The organism is uncultured Thiohalocapsa sp., assembly GCF_913062725.1.
Lineage (GTDB): Bacteria > Pseudomonadota > Gammaproteobacteria > Chromatiales > Chromatiaceae > Thiohalocapsa.
On the sequence record NZ_CAJXWY010000030.1, the window covers coordinates 1 to 21,030 of the forward strand.

General features: G+C 67.7%; 22 protein-coding genes. 20 read left to right on the plus strand and 2 right to left on the minus strand.

The features are described 5' to 3' along the window. Window positions 1-256: 256 nt before the first annotated feature. From QZ588_RS09780 to QZ588_RS09875, 20 genes are all read left to right on the plus strand, one after another. Entirely contained in the window at window positions 257-442 is a 186-nt protein-coding gene (locus QZ588_RS09780; RefSeq protein ID WP_295542206.1) for a DUF2065 domain-containing protein, read from the plus strand. 24 nt (window positions 443-466) lie between these two features. Further along, on the plus strand, window positions 467-1,648 hold the full coding sequence (locus QZ588_RS09785) for an ATP phosphoribosyltransferase regulatory subunit (RefSeq protein ID WP_295542207.1): 1,182 nt from the start codon (window positions 467-469) through the stop codon (window positions 1,646-1,648). 128 nt (window positions 1,649-1,776) lie between these two features. Then, on the plus strand, window positions 1,777-3,075 hold the full coding sequence (locus tag QZ588_RS09790) for an adenylosuccinate synthase (RefSeq protein ID WP_295542208.1): 1,299 nt from the start codon (window positions 1,777-1,779) through the stop codon (window positions 3,073-3,075). Between the two features lie 106 nt (window positions 3,076-3,181). Next, entirely contained in the window at window positions 3,182-3,421 is a 240-nt protein-coding gene (locus QZ588_RS09795; RefSeq protein WP_295542210.1) for an OadG family transporter subunit, read from the plus strand. A 58-nt stretch (window positions 3,422-3,479) separates the two neighbouring features. Next, entirely contained in the window at window positions 3,480-5,282 is a 1,803-nt protein-coding gene (oadA, locus tag QZ588_RS09800; protein ID WP_295542211.1) for a sodium-extruding oxaloacetate decarboxylase subunit alpha, read from the plus strand. 22 nt (window positions 5,283-5,304) lie between these two features. Then, window positions 5,305-6,438 (plus strand): sodium ion-translocating decarboxylase subunit beta, encoded by a 1,134-nt coding sequence (locus tag QZ588_RS09805; protein ID WP_295542213.1) that lies wholly within the window; start codon window positions 5,305-5,307, stop codon window positions 6,436-6,438. Window positions 6,439-6,535: 97 nt separating this feature from the next. Continuing rightward, the gene (locus QZ588_RS09810; protein WP_295542215.1) at window positions 6,536-7,078 is read left to right on the plus strand and encodes a YceD family protein; all 543 of its coding nucleotides are present in this window, start codon (window positions 6,536-6,538) and stop codon (window positions 7,076-7,078) included. Window positions 7,079-7,184: 106 nt separating this feature from the next. Continuing rightward, window positions 7,185-7,361: a 50S ribosomal protein L32 gene (rpmF, locus tag QZ588_RS09815; protein WP_295542216.1), complete on the plus strand. Its 177-nt coding sequence runs from the start codon at window positions 7,185-7,187 to the stop codon at window positions 7,359-7,361. 41 nt (window positions 7,362-7,402) lie between these two features. Beyond that, window positions 7,403-8,443: a phosphate acyltransferase PlsX gene (gene plsX, locus QZ588_RS09820; RefSeq protein ID WP_295542218.1), complete on the plus strand. Its 1,041-nt coding sequence runs from the start codon at window positions 7,403-7,405 to the stop codon at window positions 8,441-8,443. Then, window positions 8,440-9,399 (plus strand): beta-ketoacyl-ACP synthase III, encoded by a 960-nt coding sequence (locus tag QZ588_RS09825; protein ID WP_295542220.1) that lies wholly within the window; start codon window positions 8,440-8,442, stop codon window positions 9,397-9,399. Before plsX ends, QZ588_RS09825 begins: the two co-directional genes overlap by 4 nt. 85 nt (window positions 9,400-9,484) lie before the next feature. Continuing rightward, entirely contained in the window at window positions 9,485-10,432 is a 948-nt protein-coding gene (gene fabD / locus QZ588_RS09830) for an ACP S-malonyltransferase (protein WP_295542221.1), read from the plus strand. Then, window positions 10,425-11,168, plus strand: coding sequence for a 3-oxoacyl-ACP reductase FabG (fabG, locus tag QZ588_RS09835; RefSeq protein WP_295542223.1), 744 nt, complete (start codon window positions 10,425-10,427; stop codon window positions 11,166-11,168). The genes fabD and fabG overlap by 8 nt, the downstream gene beginning before the upstream one ends. Window positions 11,169-11,325: 157 nt before the next feature. Next, the gene (gene acpP / locus QZ588_RS09840; protein WP_295542225.1) at window positions 11,326-11,562 is read left to right on the plus strand and encodes an acyl carrier protein; all 237 of its coding nucleotides are present in this window, start codon (window positions 11,326-11,328) and stop codon (window positions 11,560-11,562) included. Window positions 11,563-11,675: 113 nt separating this feature from the next. Then, window positions 11,676-12,914, plus strand: coding sequence for a beta-ketoacyl-ACP synthase II (gene fabF, locus QZ588_RS09845; RefSeq protein ID WP_295542227.1), 1,239 nt, complete (start codon window positions 11,676-11,678; stop codon window positions 12,912-12,914). 68 nt (window positions 12,915-12,982) lie between these two features. After that, complete coding sequence (pabC, locus tag QZ588_RS09850) at window positions 12,983-13,831, plus strand: aminodeoxychorismate lyase (protein ID WP_295542229.1); 849 nt, start codon at window positions 12,983-12,985, stop codon at window positions 13,829-13,831. Continuing rightward, on the plus strand, window positions 13,828-14,916 hold the full coding sequence (gene mltG, locus QZ588_RS09855; RefSeq protein WP_295542230.1) for an endolytic transglycosylase MltG: 1,089 nt from the start codon (window positions 13,828-13,830) through the stop codon (window positions 14,914-14,916). The genes pabC and mltG overlap by 4 nt, the downstream gene beginning before the upstream one ends. A 35-nt stretch (window positions 14,917-14,951) precedes the next feature. After that, window positions 14,952-15,611, plus strand: a complete 660-nt coding sequence (gene tmk, locus QZ588_RS09860) for a dTMP kinase (protein WP_295542231.1) — start codon at window positions 14,952-14,954, stop codon at window positions 15,609-15,611. Beyond that, window positions 15,608-16,687 (plus strand): DNA polymerase III subunit delta', encoded by a 1,080-nt coding sequence (locus tag QZ588_RS09865; protein ID WP_295542232.1) that lies wholly within the window; start codon window positions 15,608-15,610, stop codon window positions 16,685-16,687. The genes tmk and QZ588_RS09865 overlap by 4 nt, the downstream gene beginning before the upstream one ends. A gap of 92 nt (window positions 16,688-16,779) precedes the next feature. Continuing rightward, complete coding sequence (locus QZ588_RS09870; RefSeq protein ID WP_295542233.1) at window positions 16,780-17,136, plus strand: PilZ domain-containing protein; 357 nt, start codon at window positions 16,780-16,782, stop codon at window positions 17,134-17,136. 157 nt (window positions 17,137-17,293) lie between these two features. Beyond that, window positions 17,294-18,103: a TatD family hydrolase gene (locus QZ588_RS09875; protein ID WP_295542235.1), complete on the plus strand. Its 810-nt coding sequence runs from the start codon at window positions 17,294-17,296 to the stop codon at window positions 18,101-18,103. Window positions 18,104-18,178: 75 nt separating this feature from the next. Here QZ588_RS09875 and pap read toward each other — a convergent pair whose 3' ends face one another. Next, window positions 18,179-19,732 carry a polyphosphate:AMP phosphotransferase gene (gene pap / locus QZ588_RS09880; protein ID WP_295542237.1) on the minus strand — a complete coding sequence of 518 codons (1,554 nt, stop codon included), beginning with the start codon at window positions 19,730-19,732 and terminating at the stop codon, window positions 18,179-18,181. A 132-nt stretch (window positions 19,733-19,864) separates the two neighbouring features. Then, entirely contained in the window at window positions 19,865-21,013 is a 1,149-nt protein-coding gene (locus tag QZ588_RS09885) for an aminotransferase class V-fold PLP-dependent enzyme (protein WP_295542239.1), read from the minus strand. Between the last annotated feature and the right edge of the window lie 17 nt (window positions 21,014-21,030).

The following is a 21,030-nucleotide window of genomic DNA, read 5'->3' on the forward strand; positions in this document are numbered from 1 at the left end:
TCTCGACAGCAGGGATGCTGTCGTGAAGCCTACAGGGACGTATTCACGGCGTCCCCCGCCAGCTGCAACCCAGCCCGTAGAAAGCGAAAACCGAGATGCGACGGGTATAAAAACACCCATCCTGAGTGCCCGCGTCCCCACAGGCATTAGACATTATCCGCGGCATCTGCAATGATTTCGCCCCCGAGCCAAAAGCAGCTGCCCAGGCGGCATCGCAGAAGGTCCCACCGCCAGTAAACGTTGTCTGGGTCGTTGCATGTGGCATGAGCTTCTGGTGGCGTTGGCGCTGCTCCTGGTGATCGAGGGGGTACTGCCTTTTCTAACGCCGAGCCTGATGCGTCGTGTGCTGTTGGAGGCAGCCCAGCAGAGTAACCAGAGCTTGCGCCTGAGCGGACTGTTCAGCATGCTCGCCGGTGTCGCCCTGCTTTACCTGATCAATTGAATCGATGTTCCCTAGGCCTGGCTGATGACTGACGCACGCTGGCGACTGCCAGACGGCATCGATGAGGTGCTGCCTCCCGAGGCCGCACAGTTGGAGCACCTGCGCCGCGCGCTGCTGGACCTCTACGCGAGCTGGGGCTATGAGCTGGTGATCCCGCCGTTCATCGATTACCTCGAGAGCCTGCTCACCGGCACCGGCAGCGACCTGGACCTGAAAACCTTCAAGCTCACCGATCAGCTGAGCGGGCGCCTGCTGGGGGTGCGCGCCGACATGACGCCGCAGGTGGCGCGCATGGATGCCCATCGGCTGCGTCGCGCTGCACCGACGCGGCTGTGCTATCTCGGCACGGTGCTGCACACCCGCTCCGACGGCTTCGCCGGCACCCGGGCACCCTTGCAGATCGGCGCCGAGGTCTTCGGCCATGATGGCGTCGAGAGCGACGTCGAGATGCTGCGTCTGCTGGTGGCGACCCTGACCACCGCAGGCATCGACAACGCCTATCTCGATCTGGGGCATGTGGGTATCTACCGTGCACTGGCGGCCCAGGCGCAGCTCGACCGAGGACAGGAGCTGGCGCTGTTCGACGCCATGCAGCGCAAAGCGATTCCGGAAATTCATACGTTCATCGAGCGCGCCGGCGTCCCGGCCGCGGTCGGAGACATGCTCCTGGCGCTGCCGGAGCTGAACGGGGATGACGCGCTGACCCGCGCAGAGACGGCACTGGCCCGGGCGGATGCTCCCGTGCAACGGGCCCTGGAGCGCCTGCGGGCGGTGGCCGATGAGCTGTCGCGCTGGCTGCCCGCGCTCTCGGTGCATTTCGACCTGGGCGAGCTGCGTGGCTACAACTACAAAACGGGCATCGTGTTCGCGGCCTTCGTTCCCGGGTGGGGACTGGAGATCGGCCGCGGCGGGCGCTACGACGACATCGGCCAGGTGTTCGGGCGCTCACGCCCGGCGGTGGGCTTCAGCACGGATCTGAAGGGTCTCATCGCGCAAGCGCCGACGCCGGCAACCGGGCAGCAACCGCCGGTCGTGGCGCCCTGGAGCGCCGATCCCACCCTGCAAGCCACGATTGCGCGCCTGCGACGTGCCGGGCGCCGGGTGGTCTATCGCTTGCCGGGGGCGGCGGATGCCAACGATCCCGACGCCGAAGTGTTGGTGGCGGACGGCGACGGCTGGACGCTCAGGCCCGCCGCCGAGGCCTGAAGGAGCGGGTACGGGCGCCGGGGCAACCGGATGGCGCCACCGGCGCGCGGGCTTGCCCCGCGCGCATGAACATCATGTTAACGTATCGGCCAACGAGGCAAGCGGCCGCCAGCGGAGAGCGAACCGAGATGGGCAAGAGTGTTGTTGTCATCGGTACCCAGTGGGGCGATGAGGGCAAGGGCAAGATCGTGGACCTGCTCACCGAGCGCGCCGACGCCGTCGTGCGCTTCCAGGGCGGCCATAATGCCGGCCATACGCTGGTCATCGGCGGCGAGCAGACCATTTTGCACCTGATTCCATCGGGCATCCTGCACCAGGGCGTGACCTGCCTCATCGGCAATGGCGTGGTGCTCTCGCCCGAGGCCCTGCTGGAGGAGGCGGCGACGCTGGAGGCGCGCGGCGTGCCGGTGCGCGAGCGACTCGGCATCAGTCCCGCCTGCGCCCTCATCCTGCCCTATCACAAGGCCCTGGACATCGCCCGCGAGCGCGCCCGGGGCGCCAAGGCCATCGGCACCACCGGCCGCGGCATCGGGCCGGCATACGAAGACAAAATTGCCCGCCGCGGCATCCGTCTCGGCGAGTTGCTGGAGCCCTCGCACTTCGAGGAACGCCTGCGCGAAGTTCTGGAGTACCACAATTTCACCCTCCAGCACTTCCTGCACGCCGAGCCGGTGGATTTCTCCGAGGTGCTGGACGCCACGCTCACCTACGGCGAGCAGCTGGCGCCGATGGTGGACGACGTGGTGGGACGCCTCGCGCGCATGCGCCGCGACGGTGCCAATATCCTCTTCGAGGGTGCCCAGGGCGCGCTGCTGGACATCGACCACGGCACCTATCCCTTCGTGACCTCGTCCACCACCACGGCGGGCGGTGCCGCCAGTGGCAGCGGTGTTGGCCCCCGGGACCTCGACGATGTGCTCGGCATCGTCAAGGCCTACACCACCCGCGTGGGTGGCGGCCCCTTCCCGACGGAGCTGTTCGACGCCGATGGCGCGCGTCTCGGCGAGCAGGGCCATGAGTTCGGCGCCACCACCGGGCGCAAGCGCCGCTGTGGCTGGCTGGATATGGTGGCGCTGAAGCGCGCCTTCATCGTCAACAGCATTTCCGGACTCTGCATCACCAAGCTCGACGTGCTCGACGGCATGGACAGCATCCGTATCTGTACCGCCTACGAGCTGGACGGCGAGCTCCTCGATGCTCCCCCGGTGGGGGCCGACGCACTCGCGCGCTGCAAGCCGCATTTCATCGAGCTGCCGGGGTGGCAGGCATCCACCGTGGGCGTGGAGTCACTCGACGAGCTGCCGGCGGCGGCGCGCGCCTATCTGGACAAGATCGAAGCGCTGGGTGGCACGCCCATCGACATCGTCTCCACCGGCGCTGATCGTGCGCAGACCCTCATCGTGCGCCACCCCTTCGACGCCCGCTGAGTCAGATCCCGGCCACCGCCATCTCAGGCCCCGCCGGGACCGGCGGCACCGATGCCCGCCCGACGCTCCGCACCTCCGAGCAATTGCGCACAGGTCTCCGTAGCCCATGAGCGAAATGACCCTGCTAACCGAAAGCCTGCGCCTGTTGCTGATTGGCATGGGCATCGTTTTCAGCTTTCTGTTGTTGCTGGTGGGCATTTTGCGCTTGATGTCCTGGCTGGCGCTACGCTTGGCACCCGTGCCGCAGACGGGACCATTATCGCCGCCGGCCGCCGACCCCGACGGGCCGCCCATCGCCGCCATTGCCGCCGCCATCGCCCGCTATCGCGCCGGGCGGCGGCGCTGAGACGGCACGGCCTGCAACCCCCTTTCTGTATCCGCGCCCACTGGGCCAGGGATTCGACATGACAGAACAGAAGCCGCTAGGGATCACCGATGTCGTGCTGCGCGACGCGCATCAGTCGTTGCTCGCCACACGCATGCGCCTCGAAGACATGCTGCCCATCGCCGGAAAGCTGGACCAGGTGGGCTATTGGTCCCTCGAGAGCTGGGGCGGCGCAACCTTCGACGCCTGTATCCGTTACCTCGGCGAAGATCCCTGGGAACGTCTGCGCCAGCTGCACGCGGCCATGCCCAACACGCCGCAGCAGATGCTGCTGCGCGGTCAGAATCTGCTCGGCTACCGGCACTATGCCGACGATGTGGTGGACAAGTTCGTCGAGCGGGCGGCGGTGAACGGCATCGGCGTGTTCCGTATTTTCGACGCCATGAATGACCTGCGGAATCTGGAGCAGGCGGTGCGCTCGGCACTCACCACCGATGCCCACGCCCAGGGCACCCTGGCCTACACGGTGAGTCCGGTGCACAACATGGACTACTGGGTCGATCTCGGTCGACGCCTCGAGGATATGGGCTGCCACTCCATGTTCATCAAGGACATGGCCGGGCTGCTCCGGCCCTACGTCGCCGAGGAACTGGTCTCGCGGCTCAAGGAGCACTGCAGCATCCCCCTCGCCATGCAGTGTCATGCCACCACCGGTCTCAGCACGGCCACCATCGTCAAGGCCGCCGAGGCCGGCATTGACCTGGTGGACACCGCCATTTCCTCCATGAGCATGACCTACGGTCACTCACCCACGGAGTCGGTGGTGGCGATCATGCAGGGCACGCCGCGGGATACCGGCCTCGACCTGAAGCTCCTGGAAGAAATCGCCGCGTACTTTCGGCAGGTACGGAAGAAGTACGCGCGCTTCGAGGGCTCGCTGCGCGGCGTGGACTCCCGCATCCTGGTGGCGCAGGTGCCGGGGGGCATGCTCACCAACATGGAGAACCAGTTGCGCGAGCAGGGCGCCAGCGACCGCCTGGACGAGGTGCTGGAGGAGATCCCGAAGGTCCGCGAGGATCTGGGATTCATTCCCCTGGTGACCCCCACCAGCCAGATCGTCGGCAGCCAGGCGGTGCTGAACGTGCTCATGGGCGAGCGCTACAAGTCCATCACCACCGAAACCGCCGGCGTCCTCAAGGGTGCATACGGCAAGACACCGGCGCCGGTGGACCAGGCGCTGCAGGCGCGGGTGCTCGCCGACGGCGAGGCGCCCATCACCTGCCGGCCCGCCGATACCCTCAGCCCGGAACTGGAGCGGCTCACCGCCGAGCTCGAGGACATCGTCACCGAGCGCAAGCTGAGCCTGGCGCAGGCACAGATGGACGACGTGCTCATCTATGCCATGTTTCCGCAAGTGGGGCTCAAGTTCCTGGAGCACCGCCACGATCCCTCGGCCTTCGAGCCGCCACCCTGGGAGCTGGACGCAACAGATCAGGCCGCGCGCGAGGCGGCAGCGCAGCCGGCGCCGGCCGCGGCGTCGGGACCAGAGCACTATCGCGTCGACGTGGACGGACGCAGCTACTCGGTCACCGTCTCCCCCGAGGGCAGCATCGAGCAGGTGGCCGCCGCCCCGGCGGTCTCGCATCCGGCACCGACACCCAGCGCCGCGGCGCAAACGGTGGACTCCCCTCTCGCCGGCAACATCGTGCGCATCCAGGTACGCCCCGGCCAGCAGGTGGCCACCGGTGACGTGCTTTTGGTGCTGGAGGCGATGAAGATGGAGACCGAGGTGCGCACCACCATCGCCGGCACGGTGGTGGAGGTGCGGGTGAAGGAAGGCGACGCGGTGGCGCTCGGCGCGCCGCTGCTGTCCGTCGCCTGACGCCAAGACAAGACGCACACCAATGGATCAGCTGCTGAAGCTCTGGCAGTCCATGGGCATTGCCAACATGGACCTCGGCCAGGTGTTGATGATGGCGGTGGGCTGTGGGCTCATCTACCTCGCCATCGCCAAGAAGTTCGAGCCCTTGCTGCTCGTGCCCATCGGCTTCGGGGCCCTGCTCAGCAACATCCCGGTGGCGGGCATCGGCGGGCCCGACGGCATGATCGGCATGATCTACACCGTGGGTGTCGAGACCGGCATCTTCCCGCTGCTCATCTTCATGGGTGTGGGCGCGCTGACGGACTTCGGGGCACTCATCGCCAGGCCTTCCACGCTGTTGCTCGGTGCGGCGGCACAGTTCGGTATCTTCGCAACCTTGATCGGCGCCGTGCTGCTGAATTTCATTCCCGGCTTCGAGTTCACGCTGCAGGACGCCTCGGCCATCGCCATCATCGGCGGCGCCGACGGGCCCACGGCCATCTTCCTGGCCTCCAGGCTGGCGCCGGATCTGCTCGGCGCCATCGCGGTCGCGGCCTACTCCTATATGGCGCTGGTGCCCATCATCCAGCCGCCCATCATGCGCGCCCTGACCACGCGCGAGGAGCGCCGTGTGGTGATGCAGCAGCTGCGCCCGGTGTCGCAGTTGGAGCGCATCCTGTTTCCCTTCGTGGTGCTCTTGCTCTGTGCCCTGCTGCTACCCTCGGCGGCGCCACTGATCGGCATGCTGACCTTTGGCAATCTGCTGCGCGAATGCGGCGTCGTGGAGCGCTTGAGCCGCGCCGCCCAGAACGAGATCATCAATATTGTCACCATCATGCTGGGGCTCGCCATCGGCTCCAAGCTGTCGGCCGACAATTTCCTGGCGCTGGAGACGCTGGGAATCCTGGTGCTGGGGGCACTCGCGTTTTGTATCGGCACCGCCTGCGGCGTGCTGATGGGGAAGGTGATGCACCGGGCCACGGGCGGGAAGGTCAATCCGCTGATCGGCGCCGCCGGCGTGTCGGCGGTGCCCATGGCGGCCCGGGTGGTGAACCGGGTGGGGCTGGAGGAAGATCATCACAACTTCCTGCTGATGCATGCCATGGGCCCGAATGTCGCCGGAGTCATCGGCTCCGCCGTCGCCGCCGGCGTCCTGCTCGCCCTCACGGGCACGTGATCATGTGGTTCAGGAGGCCTCCGGCGGTGCGTATCCGGTGTGCCTCGTTGCTGACTCCCTTGTGATCCCTAGCCCAGCACGTTACACTTGACGGCTTATGCGCGAGGCATTACCCCTCTCCATCGATCCACGCCGACTGGCCGAGCTGAAGCGTGAGTTCGTCGGCACCCTGACACTGGCGAGATTACCTCGCCTGGCGCAGGTGGTGCTCGCTCCGACGGACACCGCCGCAGGCTATGTCGGTTACAAGCTCGCATTCCATCGCGACGCGAGTCATCGGGATCTGGTGCATGGCGAAGTCAGCGCAACCCTGGGGCTGCGCTGCGAGCGTTGCAATGAGATGCTGCAGCTGCCCGTGGTGAGCGAATTTGCACTGGCGGTGGTGCATGGGCTAGACGAGGCGGCGCAACTGCCTGAAGGCTACGAGCCGTTGCTGCCCGAGGAGGCGACCCTGGACCCGGCGACGCTCGTGGAAGACGAGTTGTTGCTCGCCATACCCGCAGTGCCCAGGCACGCCGCGGGCACCTGTCGTGCGCCGCAGTACGTCAGCGCCGACGCACGCGCAGGAGCTGAGCCGGACGCCGCGCCCGTCGACGATAATCCCTTTGCCGTGCTGCAAGCACTGAAACGCCAGCACTGATTTCGCCGGCCGCACCATCGCCCAGGGCCCGAGTACGGCGTTGGGTCGGCGGCGCTCGCCGTCATCATGCTTTTCGCGAGAAGTTATAGGACAACGGAGCCCCATCATGGCCGTTCAGCAAAACCGCAAAACCCCGTCCAAGCGCGGCATGCGTCGCTCGCATGACGCCCTCAGCAGGCCCACGCTGTCGGAGGATCCGACCAGCGGCGAGATCCATCGGCGTCATCATGTGACCGCGGATGGCTTCTACCGTGGCCGCAAGGTCGTGAATCGCAACGACTGAAGCCCCCCGTCGGGACTGCGAGGTCTGCGCAGGAGCCAAGCGTGAGCCGACGTCCAATCATTGCACTGGACGCGATGGGTGGCGACCACGGCGCCCGAGTGGTCGTGTCCGCCGCGCGCGCATTCCTCGCCGAGGATACGGGCGTCGACCTGATCCTGGTGGGGCAGCGCACGGTCATCGAAGCGCTGCTGGCCGCCGATCCCCATCCGGAGCAGAGCCACAGGCTGCGCATCCATCATGCGAGTCAGACCGTCGGCATGGACGAACTGCCCTCGAAGGCGCTGCGCGGCAAAAAAGACTCGTCCATGCGGGTCGCCATCGACCTCGTCAAGACCGGCGAGGCCGACGCCTGCGTCAGCGCCGGTAATACCGGCGCCCTGATGGCCACCGCCCGCTTCGTGCTCAAGACCCTGCCCAACGTCGACCGACCGGCCATCATCAGCGCCATGCCCTCGGTCAAGGGCAGCACCCACATGTTGGATCTCGGCGCCAACGTCGACTGCACGGCCGAGCATCTCTTTCAGTTCGCGGTCATGGGCAGCGAGTTGGTGAAGGCCGTCACCGGTATCGAGCGCCCCAAGGTCGGATTGCTCAACATCGGTCAGGAAGAGATCAAGGGCAACGATCAGGTGCGCCGCGCGCATGACCTCATCACGGCCTCGGATCTCAACTACGCGGGCTACGTGGAAGGCGACGATATCTTCATGGGCGAGGTGGACGTCGTCGTCGCCGACGGCTTCGTGGGCAATGTTGCGCTGAAGTCCAGCGAGGGTGTGGCCAAGCTGGTGGGCCATATGCTGCGCCGCCACTTCCGCAAGAGCCTCTGGTCGCGTATCGCCGCCATGCTGGCACTGCCGACGCTGAAGGCCTTCAAAGAAGAAACGGACCCGCGCCGCTACAACGGTGCGAGTCTGCTGGGGCTGCGCGGCATCGTCGTCAAGAGCCACGGCGGTGCCGATGCCGAGGCGTTCCAGAATGCCATCCGCATCGCCGAGCACGAGATCAATGCACGGGTCATCGCCCGTATCGAGCACGAAGTTGCGGCACACCTGACCCCAGCACCGGTGCGGGTAAGCGCATGACAGCCTATGCCCGCATTCTCGGCACCGGCGGCTACCTGCCGGAGAAAGTCCTGACCAACCGGGACATCGAGCGCATCGTGGATACCTCCGATGCCTGGATCCGCGAGCGGACCGGCATCGTCGAGCGGCGCATCGCCGCCGCTGGCGAGACCTGCGGTGACCTGGCCGAGGGCGCTGCCAGGCGCGCCATCGAGGCCGCCGACATCGCCGCAGACGATATCGATCTGATCATCGTCGCCACCACGACACCGGACCAGATTTTTCCAAGCAACGCCTGCCTGCTCCAGCATCGTCTGGGCATCCGCGGTTGCGCCGCGTTCGATGTTCAGGCCGTCTGCACGGGCTTCATCTACGCCCTCGGCGTTGCCGATCAGTTCGTTCGCACCGGCTCCGCCCGCAAGGCCCTGGTGGTGGGCGCCGAGACCATCTCGCGCATCATCGACTGGACGGATCGCGGGACTTGCGTGCTGTTCGGCGACGGCGCCGGCGCCGTGGTGCTGGGTGCCGCCGACAGCCCGGGCATCATCTCCTCGCACCTGCACGCCGATGGCGCGCACCGCGAGCTGCTGCAGGTGCCCGCGGGGGTGGGCAACAGCCAACAGGGCTCGCCTTATATGGAAATGAAAGGCAACGAGGTCTTCCGGGTGGCCGTCACCACCCTGGGTCGTATCGTGGACGAAACCCTGGGGGCCAATGCCATGACCCGGGCCGATATCGACTGGCTCGTGCCGCACCAGGCGAATCTGCGCATCATCCAGGCCACCGCGCGCAAGCTGGATCTGCCCATGGAGCAGGTGGTCGTGACCGTAGATCGTCACGGCAACACGTCCGCCGCATCCGTGCCGCTGGCTTTCGATGAGGCCGTGCGCGATGGCCGCATCCAGCGCGGGCAGATCGTGCTGATGGAAGCCTTCGGCGGCGGTTTCACCTGGGGCTCGGTGCTGCTGCGCTACTGACCGACCGCTGAATGGCCGGGCGTGCCGTGGTGACCGGCACCCGCCGTCAAATCCACCGGACGCAAGATCAAATGCCGCTATCCGCATGACCGTAGCCACACTTGCAATGCTATTTCCCGGCCAGGGCTCGCAATCCGTTGGCATGCTGACGGACCTGGCCACCGCCCAGCCAGAGGTGGAGGCGACCTTTGCCGAGGCGTCGGCGGTGCTTGGTCGCGACCTCTGGACCCTCGTGACCGAGGGCCCGGGGCAAGCGCTGGACCGCACCGAGAATACCCAGCCCGCCATGCTCGCCGCCGGCGTCGCCGTCTGGCGCTGCTGGCGGGCCCGCGGGGGGCCCATGCCGGCGGCGATGGCCGGTCACAGCCTGGGGGAGTACAGCGCCCTGGTGTGCGCCGGGGCTTTGGATTTCACGGCTGCCGTGGGCCTGGTCGCCGAGCGTGCACGGCTGATGCAGACGGCGGTGCCCGCCGGCGCCGGCGCCATGGCGGCCATCCTGGGCCTGGACGATGAGCGGGTTCGTGCCCTGTGCGATGAACAGGCGGGCACCGAGGTGCTGGAGGCGGTGAATTTCAATGCACCGGGACAGGTGGTCATCGCCGGCCACAAGGCCGCGGTGGAGCGGGGTGTGGCTGCGGCGAAGGCCGCCGGTGCCAAGCGAGCGGTGGTGCTGGCCGTGAGTGTGCCTTCACACTGTGCGCTCATGCGCGACGGCGCCGCCGAGCTCGCCGAGCGCTTGGCAGCGGTGCCGCTGCGCGCGCCCGAGGTCCCTGTGCTGCACAACGCCTCCGCGGCGCCGGCGGCGGATCTGGATGCGCTGCGCCAGCTGCTGGCCCGGCAGATCCACAGCCCGGTGCGCTGGGTGCAGACCGTGCGGGCACTGGCGGACATGGGCGTTGCCACCGCCATCGAGGCGGGACCCGGCAAGGTGCTGGCCGGCTTGGGCAAGCGCATCGACAAGACACTGACGACCCTGGCGGTATTCGAGCCGGCGGGGCTGAATCGGGCTCTGGAGGCAACCGCAGATGCTTAACGGTGAAATCGCATTGGTCACCGGGGCGAGCCGCGGCATCGGCCGCGCCATCGCCGAGACCCTGCTGGCGCAGGGCGCCGCCGTGGCCGGCACCGCCACCACCGAAGGTGGCGCCGTGCGCATCCGCGACGAGCTCGCCGGGCCCGGCCGACGGGTGCTTGGTCTGCGCCTCGACGTCACCGATCCGGCGTCGGTGACATCGGTGCTCGCGCAGGTGAGCGACGGCCTCGGCGCGATGCCTGGTATCCTCGTCAACAACGCCGGGATTACGCGCGATGGCCTCCTGTTGCGCATGCAGGACGCCGACTGGGATGCGGTCATCGACACCAATCTGACCTCGGTCTACAGGATCACCAAGGCTTGCCTCAGGCCAATGACCAAGGCGCGTCAGGGGCGCATCATCAACATCGCGTCGGTGGTGGCCGCAAGCGGTAATGCCGGACAAGCCAATTACGCCGCCGCCAAGGCCGGGATGATCGGCTTCACCAAGTCCCTGGCACGGGAAGTGGGTGCGCGCGGCGTCACCGCCAATTGTGTGGCGCCGGGCTTCATCGATACCGACATGACGCGCGCGCTCGGCGAGCAGCAGCGCCAGCATCTGCTCGCATCCATTCCGCTGGCGCGGCTCGGCGCGGCGCAGGAGGTTGCGGCGGCGGTGGCCTTCCTCGCCTCACCCGCCGCAGGCTACATCACAGGCGAGACGCTGCATGTGAATGGCGGTATGTACATGGCCTAGCCAGTGCTTCACTAAAACAAGAATAATCAGTAAGCTATAAAAAACGGCCAATAGCTTTTCGAGCTTTTAACCGCACTGATTTGTCACTAGAATACGGCGGTCGCGTGCCCACGCGGCCCACACACGTCAAGCCAGACACGGCACGAGGATTCAACAGATGAGCAGCGTTCAAGATCGAGTCACAAAGATCGTCGTCGAGCAACTCGGCGTTAAGGAAGAGGAGGTCACGCTGGAGGCCTCGTTCGTCGACGATCTCGGCGCCGATTCGCTGGACACGGTCGAACTGGTGATGGCGCTCGAAGAGGAGTTCGACACCGAAATCCCCGACGAGGACGCCGAGAACATCACCACGGTGAAGCAGGCCATCGACTACATCAACGACCACCTGGGATGAGCGCACCCGGGGCCGCGCCGTCATCGGCGCCGGCGCCGTCAGGGGCAGGTCAGCGCCGGGCGGGTGTCAGCGAAGGCGGGCACCAGCCCCGACAGATCATCGAGAGGTGAAGCATGAGAGGTAGAAGGGTCGTCGTCACCGGAGTTGGTATCGTGGCGCCCGTCGGGCAGGACATCGCCTCCGCCTGGGAGAATATTCTGGCCGGGCGCAGTGGCATCCAGCCCATCACCCACTTCGACGTCGGTCCCTTCAGCACACGCTTCGGGGGGCCAATCTACGACTTCGACGTCACCCAGTACATCTCGAAGAAAGACGCCCGCAAGATGGATGCCTTCATCCACTATGGCATCGCCGCCGGCACCCAGGCCATCGAGGCCTCGGGCCTGCCCATCAACGACGCGACACGCAAGCGCATCGGTGTGGCCGTCGGCTCCGGCATCGGCGGCATCACGGGCATCGAGAACAACTACGCGGCCTATGCCGCCGGTGGACCACGCAAGATCTCGCCGTTCTTCGTACCGGCCAATATCGTCAACATGGTCGCCGGCGATCTGTCCATCAAGTATGGTCTCCAGGGGCCAAACTTCTCCATCGTCTCCGCGTGCAGCACGGCCACCCACAACATCGGCGAAGCGGCGTACATGATCCGCTATGGCATCGTCGATGCCATGCTCGCCGGCGGTGCCGAAATGGCCACCTCGCCCGTCGGTCTGGGGGGCTTCGCGGCGGCGCGGGCCCTGTCGACGCGCAACGACGACCCCACAGCCGCGAGCCGCCCCTTCGACAAGGACCGCGACGGCTTCGTGCTCAGCGACGGCGCCGGCGTCATGGTGCTGGAAGAGTACGAGGCGGCCGTGGCCCGTGGCGCGCCCATCCTGGCCGAGATCGTGGGTATCGGGATGAACTCCGATGCCTTCCATATGACGGCGCCGTCGGAGGATGGCGCCGGCGCCGCCGATTGCATGCGGCTCGCGATGGACGACGCCGGCATCGACCCCGAGGCCATTGACTACATCAATGCCCACGGCACCTCCACGCCCGCCGGCGACATCGCCGAGACCAAGGGCATCAAGCGCGCGCTGGGTGATCACGCCTACACGGTGGCCGTCAGCTCCACCAAGTCCATGACCGGCCACATGCTGGGCGCGGCAGGTGGCGCCGAGGCCATCTTCAGCGTACTGGCCATCCGCGATCAGGTGGCGCCGCCGACCATCAACTATCAGACGCCCGACCCCGACTGCGATCTGGACTATGTGCCCAACGAGGCGCGGCGGATGCGCATCGAGTATGCACTGAGTAATTCGTTTGGCTTCGGCGGCACCAATGGCACGCTGATTTTCAAGCGGGTCTAGCCGCCGGCGCGCGACCGGGGGTGGCGGATCGGCGCGCCCCCCCGGCGCCAGCGGCGGGCATACCCACCATGAGCCGCGCGCTGACATTCATCGACGGGCACCCGGGGGATCAGGTGCCGGTGAGTGACCGCGGACTGCAGTACGGCGATGGCCTGTTCGAGACCATCGCCATCCGCCGTGGTCAACCCTGTTTGTGGCAGCGCCACCTCGCGCGCCTGACCAGCGGCTGTGCGCGACTGCAGATGCCGCCGCCCGAGCGGAGCGCCTTAGCCGCCGACGCCGGTCGGCTACTCGCCGCAGCCGCCGCCAACGACGGTGTGCTCAAGCTCACTGTCACCCGCGGCAGCGGCCCCCGGGGCTATGCGCCGCCGCCGTCAGTAAAGCCGCGGTGTATCCTGTCTTTCACGCCCGAGGGGCGCGATTCGGCCGGGGGCACTCGCGCCGATGGCAGACTCATCTTTTGCGCAACGCCCCTGAGCGAGAACCCGCGTCTTGCGGGCCTCAAACATCTCAACCGCCTCGAGCAAGTCCTGGCCCGGGCGGAATGGTCGGACCCGACGATTCTGGACGGACTCATGTGCAATCCGCGCGGGCAAGTGATCTGCGGCACCATGTCGAATCTTTTTGCCCTCGACCACAGCGGACTCACGACGCCGGCGCTGACGACCTGTGGCGTCAGCGGTACGGTCCGGGCGGTGCTCATGGAGTGCGCAGCCGCCCTCGGGATCGCCGTCACCGAGCGCCCCCTGCGGCCCGCGGCGCTCTACGCCGCGTCGGGGCTGATCATCACCAATGCGCTGCGCGGTGCCGTTGCCGTGGGGTATCTTGGTGAGCATCGCTACAGCCCCGAGGCCGTGCCGGCGGCGCTGATCGCTTGCGTACGCCGTCGTGCACTCGAACCGGAGATGCCCCTGTGAAGACCGTGCTCTCGGCCCTGCTGGTGCTGGCCATCGCCGGTGCTGCCCTGGCCTGGGGTGGCTGGTCGCTCTATCGAGACTTCCTGACCACCCCCCTGCAGCTGCCAGCGCCCGAGCTGGTCTACCGGGTGCCCGAAGGCGCCACCATTCGCGGCGTCGCCCATGACCTCGCCGATCGCGGCTGGATCCGCAGCCGTTTCCTGTTCACCCTGCATGCCTACGAGACGGAGCAGCAGAATGCGCTGAAGGCTGGCGAGTATGCGATCGAGGCGACTATGCGCCCTCCTGAGCTGCTGGCGCTGCTGACCAGCGGTCGGTCGATCCAATTCCCCGTGACCATCGTGCCCGGCATGACCTTCCGCGAGGCGCTGGCGGCCATCGAGGCGGCGGAGGTCTTCGACATGACGCTGACGGACCTCTCGGATGCGGCGCTCGTCGAGCGCCTCGGCATCGACGCCGGGCACCCCGAGGGCTGGCTCTATCCGGATACCTATCTCTTCGACCGCGGCACCACCGATCGCGCCATCCTCCAGCGGGCCTACCGGCGGATGCGTGCGGCACTCGATGCGGCATGGGCTGAGCGCAGCGATGCATTGCCCATCGACTCGGCCTACGAGGCCCTGATCCTCGCCTCCATCGTCGAGAAGGAAACGGGCAGGGCGGAAGAGCGCCCGCGCATCGCTGGTGTGTTCACCCGCCGGCTCGAGCGGGGTATGAGACTCCAGACCGACCCGACCATCATCTACGGACTCGGCGACGAATACGATGGCGATATCACCCGCGAGCACCTGCGCCGCCCAACGCCGTACAACACTTACGTCATTCCTGCGCTGCCGCCCACACCCATCGCCCTGCCGAGTCTGGCGGCCATCGAGGCGGTGTTACACCCGGCCGACGGCGACGCGCTGTTCTTCGTCGCCCGGGGCGACGGCAGCCACTATTTCTCGGCCACGCTGACCGAGCACAACTGTGCCGTGCGCCACTATCAGCTCAACCGGCCCTGTGCCAACCTGCGCGACGACGACGCCGAAACGCCCGAGGCGGCGGTGCCGAGCGACGCCGAAACCGCTGCGGCGGACACCTGAGCCGGCGGCGGGTGCCAACACCGAGCACGAGACCCATGCGCGGGCATTTCATCACCCTGGAAGGGATCGAAGGCGCGGGCAAGAGCACCCAGCGTGATGCCGTGGCCGGCTGCCTGCGCGACGCCGGGCTGTCGGTGCTGGTGACCCGCGAGCCCGGCGGCAGCGACATCGCCGAGCGCATCCGCGCGCTGCTCCTGGACCCGGCCAATACCGGCATGCACGGCGACACCGAACTGTTGCTGATGTTCGCGGCCCGCGCCGAGCACCTGCACCGGCGCATCCTGCCGGCACTGACCACGGGTACCTGGGTGGTGTGCGATCGTTTCACCGACGCCACCTATGCCTACCAGGGTGGTGGCCGCGGCCTGCCCGTTGCGCACATCGCGGGCCTGGAGCAACTGGTGCAGGGCGAGCGCCGCCCGGACCTGACGCTGTTGTTCGACCTGCCGGCGGCGGTTGGGCTCGCCCGCGCCCGCGGACGCTCCGAGCCGGACCGCTTCGAGGCGGAGCAGTTGCAGTTCTTCGAGCGGGTGCGCGATACCTACCGCGCCCGCGCCGCCGCAGAGGCCGGGCGCTTCGTCACCATCGACGCCGAGCGCGACCCTGCCACCGTCGCCGCCGACACTATCGCGGCGGTGCAAGCCTATCTGGCCCGGGTGTGCGCCGGACAGCGCAGAACGGCGGTGGATCCATGATCCTGGCCGAGCCCGTTGCCCTCACGCTGCTACCCTGGCAGCAGGCGACCTGGACATCATTGCAGGCGGGGGTACGCTCGGATCGGCTCGGCCATGCGCTGCTGCTGCGGGGCCCCGCCGGCATCGGCAAGCGTCGCCTCGCCGATCTGCTCGCGGCATCGCTGCTTTGTGCGCAGCCGCAGACCGACGGCTTGCCCTGCGGCGTCTGCGACGAATGCCGGCTGCTCAGCGCCGGCAGCCACCCGGACCTGACCCGGCTGGTACCCGACAGCGAGAGCAAGACCGGCGAGATTCTGGCGGGGCAGGTGCGTGCGCTGTGCGGCAGCCAGACCATGACCTCCAGCCGTGGGCGCCGCGCCGTCTATCGCATCGCCCCGGCGGAGGCCATGAACGCCGTCGCCGCCAACAGCCTGCTCAAGACCCTCGAGGAGCCGGCCTCCGCCACCCTCTGGCTGCTGGTGGCCGAAGATCCGGGCAGGCTCCCGGCGACGGTGCGCAGCCGCTGTCAGATGCTGACCCTGTCCGCGCCGCCGGCGGATCAGGCCCGCGCCTGGCTGCGCGGCGAACTGAGCCGTATCGGCGACGACCCGGGCGGGGCGGCCGCCGACGCCGGGCAACTGCTCATGCTCGGCCAAGGCGCACCGCTGCGGGCCCTGGCCCTGGCGGGCGAGAATGATCTCAAGGCGCGCCAGCAATGTCTGCTGGCCTTGCAGCAGGTCAGCGCGGGCAAGTCGGACCCCCTCGCCGTCGCCAAGGCTTGGCAGTCTCTGGAGCCTCGACTCATCTTGGACTGGTGGGTGGGCTGGGTGAGCGACTGGCTGCGGCTGCAGGCGGCTCCGGATGCCCCTCACCTGATCAATCCCGACCAGCGTCGCCGCCTCGCTGCCATGGCGCCGGGCGTCAGCGCCGCGGGCGGACAGCGTTTTTTGCAACAGCTCTACGCTGCCCGCGCCGAGGCGACATCGAGTGTCAATCAACAACTGCTGTTCGAATCACTGCTCCTGCGCTGGGCGATGCTCACCAGCGCGCAGGCCCGACGCACAGGCCGAGCCCCACGAGGCCGTGCCGACGGCTGAGGCGCCCGGCGCATCCGCCGTCATTGGTGCTATCTGCGCCCATCGGGCCGAGCCCACACCCCCGGACAGCCAGCCACAGCAGGCAGAAGCCTATGGACGCCGAATCGCACAGCGGCCGCCAACGCATCCTGAGCCTCGCGATCCGGGACAAACAGGCGCTGCACGCCGCCTACATGCCCTTCTTGCGCAATGGCGGGCTGTTCATCCCCGCCGACAAAGACTTCGACCTGGGTGACGAGTTGTTTGTGCTGCTGCAGCTGCTCGATGAGCCGGAGCGCATCCCGGTGGCCGGCACAGTGGTTTGGATCACGCCGCGCGGCGCCGAAGGTAACCGCCGCAGCGGTGTGGGCATGCAGTTTGGCGACCAAGACCAGGGCGACGTCCGCCGCAGGATCGAGGCATACCTGGCCACAAGCTTGGAAGCCGAGCGCCCGACCCACACCCTGTGATACGAGCGGATCGGACGGCGGGCGTCGTCCGACACCCGCGCAGTGGCACACACCACTGCGCCGCCGACCATCGTAGCGCCGGGGCTCAGCCGTTGGGACTCAACCCGGGTCGCATCGCCCTCGCCGCGACACTCACACCACAGGCAGACCCAAATCCATGCTCGTCGATTCCCACTGCCATCTCGATCGTGTCGACTTGACGCCCTACGGCGGCAGCTTTCCAGACTTGATGCAGGCCATCCGCGACAGCGGCGTGCGCCACATGCTGTGTGTCTGCATCGACCTCGAAGCCTTCGATGCCATGCGCGCCAAGGTCGCAGGCGAGCCGGACGTCTCCATCTCCGTCGGCGTCCATCCCAACGAGCAGGACGTGCGCGAGCCCGGCATCGAAGAACTGGTACGACTGGCGGCCGCCACCGGCGCCGTGGCCATCGGCGAGACCGGCCTCGACTACCACTACAACCAAGGCGATCTCGACTGGCAGCGCGAGCGCTTTCGGGTGCACATCGCCGCCGCACGCCAGAGCGGCTTGCCACTGATCATCCACACCCGCGAGGCACGCGAGGACACCATCGCCATCATGCGCGACGCCGGTGCCGACCAGGCCGGCGGCGTCATGCACTGTTTCACCGAGACCTGGGCAATGGCCGAGCAGGCCCTGGACCTGGGCTTCTACATCTCTTTCTCGGGCATCGTCACGTTCAAGAACGCCGAAGCCCTGCGCGACGTCGCGCGCCGGGTGCCCCTGGAGCGCCTGCTCATCGAGACCGACGCGCCCTATCTCGCGCCGGTGCCGCACCGCGGCAAGCAGAACGAGCCGAAGTATGTCAGGCACGTGGCGGAGAAGATCGGCGAGCTGCGGGACATGCACCCGGAGGCCGTCGCCGAGCGCACCGCCGAGAACTATTTCCGCCTCTTCGGCGAGCCCGGCGGCGCCGCGCCAAAGTCGTCTGCCACGGCGAGCTGACCGGCCTGCGCATGCCCGCCGCCGCCCGTCAGGGCCCGGCGCCGGCCGGCGCCAGCCGTGACGTGGGCAAGGTACTCAGTCAGGCTCCGACCGCAGGCTGTCCCCGCAGCGCACAATGCCGCCGATCTCGCCCCGCTTCTTCTTCAGCGCCTCGCGCATGCCGTCGCAGACGGTCTGCAGCACCTTGATGCGGGCGAAGAGCTTGTCGTCGCCTTCCACCAGGGTCCAGGGCGCGTACTCGGTGCTGGTGCGGGCGACCATTTCGTTGATGGCGGCCTTGTAGTCGGGCCAGCGCTCGCGGTTGCGCCAATCCTCATCGGTGATCTTGTAGCGCTTGTAGGGCGTCTCTTCGCGGTCCTTGAAGCGACGCAGCTGCTCTTCGTCGCTCACCTGCAGCCAGAACTTCATGAGGATGGCGCCGTTCTCCACCAGCTGCTCCTCGAAGGCGTTGATCTCGCTGTAGGCGCGGCGCCACTCGGCCTCGGTGGCGAAGCCTTCCACCCGCTCCACCAGCACCCGGCCGTACCAGGAACGATCGTAGATGATCATATGCCCCGCGCGCGGAATATGCCGCCAGAAGCGCCACAGGTAGTGATGGGCCTTCTCCTCGTCCGTGGGGGCGGCCACCGGGATGGTGCGGTAGAGCCGGGCATCCACGGCCTGGGTGATCCGGCGGATGGCGCCGCCTTTGCCGCCGGCGTCCACGCCTTCGAACACCAGCACCGTGGTACGGCCCTTTTTGTAGGCGCTCCAGGCGAGGTCGTTGACTTCGGCCTGGAGCTGCTTCAGCGTGTCTTTGTAGACTTGCTTGTCCAGCGACTGGCTCAGGTCCAACTGATCCAACAGCGTCACCTGGGCGCTCTCGGATTCGGGTAACTGCAGCGGATCAGACGGCGTCGCCGGCTCGGTGACCACCTGCTGCTGGCCGAGGCGCGCGTGGATGGCCTGCAGCAGCGTCTTACCCACGGTGAGATCCCGGTAGCGGGTATCCTCGGCCTCCACCAGATACCAGGGGGCGATGCCGCGGTCGGATTGGCGAATGACGCGCTCGGCCACATGCTCGAAGTGCAGGTACTGCTCGGAGAACTTGGACTTCTCCGGCAGCATTTTCCAGCGGCTGCGGTCGTCGCGGGAGAGCTCCTTCAGCCGCCGCTTCTGGTCTTTTTCGCTCAGGTGGAACCAGAACTTGACGATGAGCGCATTGTCCTGGGTGAGCATGCGCTCGAAGTCCACGATGCGGGCGAGCTCCGCATCCAGCGCCGCGTCGTCGCAGTGGCCCTGGAAGCGCTGCTCGATGGGGCCCAGATACCAGCCGCCGAACAGGATGCCGATCTCGCCCCGCGGCGGCAGCGCCCGCCAGAAGCGCCAATAGCGCGGGCGCTCACGCTCCTCGTCGCTCATCTCCCAGAAGGCGAAGGTCTGCACACCGCGGGTATCGAGCCATTCGTTGAGGCGGTTCACCACCTCGCCCTTGCCAGCCGCCTCGACGCCGGAGACGATGACGATGACGGAGGTGTCGCTCTCCTTGAGCCGGCGCTGGGCCTCCAGCAGCTCGGTGCGCAGCTCGTCGCGCTGGGCCTTGAAGGCGTCTTTGCTGACGCTGCGGCCCACTTTGGTTGCCTCGAACATCTGCATGCTCCCCGGCGGGGTCCTCTGGCGTGTGCCCGCCGAAATCGTATAAGGGTTGGTCTGCTGTCGCATGGCGGCGGTCCGCGGAGCGGGCGTTAGCGCCGGGCCGCGGCCTGGGGTGCGACGGCCCGGTCAGCCGGGCTGCAGTGTCGCCGCTGTTTCCAGCGTCAAGGCCATGGCCTTATCCAGGTGCTCCGGCGGCGTCCAACCGTGGGGCGAGAATCTTAGGCCACCACCGCGGTTGGCGCACATGAGCCCGCGCCGCATCAGCGCCCGATACAGCGCCTGCTGATCCACCGCCGGCACGCGGAAGGTGACGATGCCGGCGCGGCGCTCGGGCGCCCGCGGGCTGATCAGCTCCAGCCCATGCCGGTCCACCAGCTCCACGAGTCGGTCGCAGCGCTCGGCGATCGCCCCGGCAACGGCGTCGAGCCCCACTTCCAGCAACAGCGACAGGCTCGCCTCCAGGGCATGGATGCCGAGCATGTTCGGGCTGCCGCTCTCGAAGCGGCGGGCGCTGTGCGCGGGCTGCCAGTCCTTGCGGCCAAAATCGCCCATGTCTTCCACCATGTGCCAGCCATACTGGCTGAGCCGCAGGGCATCGCGCAGCGCCGGGCGCACCCAGCACAGCGCCACCCCTTCGGGGCCCAGCATCCATTTGTGGCCATCGGCGGCGATGAAGTCCGCCGGCACCTCGGCGAGGCTGAAGGGCAGGGCACCCAGCCCCTGGATGCCGTCGACGCAGAACAGCACACCACGCGCGCGCAGCCCGTGGCCGAGGCGGGCGAGGTCCAGGCGCAGGCCGCTGGCGTACTGCACCCAGCTCACGGCGCACAGGCGGGTGCGCGCGTCGCAGAGGGCCAGCAGATCCGCTTCCGGGTCATCGCTGGCATTGAGGTCGAGCCGGCGGTACTCGACACCGCGGTCGGCGAGCGCCTCCCAGACGATACGATTGGACGGAAACTCCTGCTCAATGCCGACGACAGTGTCACCCGGCTGCCAGTCCAGGCCCTGGGCGACGAAGGAAAGCGCCTCGGACGTGCTCTTGGCCAGCGCGATGTCCTCCGGCAGGGCGGCGCCGATGAGCGCCGCCAGGTGCCCGCGCAGGCGCTGCTCGGTGGCCTGCCACTGCGGATAGCCCTGGGAGCCGGCGCTGCCGCAGCCGGCGGCGAAGGTCTGCACGGCGGCCACCGCGCGCTTGGGCCAGGGCGCGATGGCCGCATGGTTCAGGTAGATCAGGCCGTCGTCGAGCCCGAGCTCATCGGTGAGGAGATCACGCAAGAGGCTGTCCTTTGGCT